This is a genomic window from Mesorhizobium sp. M7A.F.Ca.AU.002.02.1.1 (assembly GCF_003998535.1).
Classification (GTDB): Bacteria; Pseudomonadota; Alphaproteobacteria; order Rhizobiales; family Rhizobiaceae; genus Mesorhizobium; species Mesorhizobium ciceri.
On sequence record NZ_RZPB01001392.1, the window covers coordinates 1 to 689 of the forward strand.

General features: G+C 65.9%; 1 protein-coding gene. It reads right to left on the reverse strand.

Translation table 11 applies throughout. The features are described 5' to 3' along the window. Positions 1–148: 148 nt before the first annotated feature. The coding region (locus EN879_RS37930; protein WP_164774946.1) for a gamma-glutamyl-gamma-aminobutyrate hydrolase family protein at positions 149–689 on the reverse strand (541 nt) is incomplete at its 5' end.

Sequence of the window (689 nt, forward strand, 5' to 3'; positions counted from 1 at the left end):
AAACGATGGCACCGTTGCCTTCAGCGCCAATGGCACCGATCCAATCGTCACCTTCGCGGCTGCCGATGGCGACGGCTACGAATCCTATGCCCCGGCGCTGCCGCTGCTGTCGCTGGCGGCCACCCGTGATAAAAAATCCGGCGACTGATTATTCCGCTGCGGCCCGCGCGCCGGCCTTCGCTGCGGCGTGCAGCCGAACCGCATCGCCGAAGGCACGGAATATTTTCACCGAATTGCTGTCCGACTTGACCCAGTATTCCGGATGCCATTGCACGCCGACGGCGAAGGCGCGGGCGTCCCGCACCGAAACCGCCTCGACCGTGCCGTCGGTGGCGACGGCCTCGACCTGCAGCTTCGAACCGAGCCGGTCGATCGCCTGGCGGTGCAACGAATTGACCTTGATGTCGCCGGCACCGAACACACCGGCCAGGCAACTGTCAGGTTTGATCGAAATGGTCTGGTGGATGGCGAAGCGTTCGTCCTGCTTCTCGCTCACCGGCGCGCGGTGATCGAGCGAACCCTCGCGCTCCTGGATCTCGGTGCCGAGCGTGCCGCCCAACGCCACGTTCAGTTCCTGGATGCCGCGGCAGATGGCGAGCAGCGGCACGCCGCGTTCGATCGCCCGGCGGATCAGCGGCAGCGTCGTGGCGTCGCGCGCCGGATCATAGGGGCCATTGGCTTCACTGGCT